Raw genomic sequence first — 419 nt, 5'->3', positions numbered from 1 at the left:
ATAAGCGATGACAATGGTGTTTGGTTAGGCTCTTCGAAAGGCATCAGTTATTACGGATTGGATGGGCAACTGCATAAACACATAGGTTCGCCATTTGGTTTGATCACCAATGAACTGGCGGCAGGAGCGTGTGCTCTTTTTTACAGTCAAGATAGCCAACCTTCGAGGCTTGTTTTCGGCTCAAAGTATGGTGTAGTCAGCGCGTTATCTAACGAGTTACTGGTATCAACTACACCTCATAGCCGTGCCTTGTTGAGTAAGATAAGTGTCGACCAACAAACGGTATCACTTGGCGGGAAAACGGCAGAGCTGGATGAGATTCCTTATGGTTCATCGATGGGGTTTAAGCTAGGTATCTTACCAGCAACGTTCGCACCTGCGATGGAATACCGACTGAGCGACGATGAACCTTGGAGTGA

General features: G+C 47.0%; 1 pseudogene. It reads left to right on the top strand.

Annotated features, from left to right (window positions below):
* Positions 1–419: pseudogene (locus tag AB4512_RS22205) on the top strand (AraC family transcriptional regulator); the annotation flags it as partial.

The sequence above is a fragment of the Vibrio sp. 10N.222.52.B7 genome (assembly GCF_041474275.1).
GTDB lineage: Bacteria > Pseudomonadota > Gammaproteobacteria > Enterobacterales > Vibrionaceae > Vibrio > Vibrio crassostreae_C.
The sequence above is the reverse complement of the archived record's forward strand: the minus strand, read 5'-3'. Positions and strand labels throughout refer to the sequence as shown.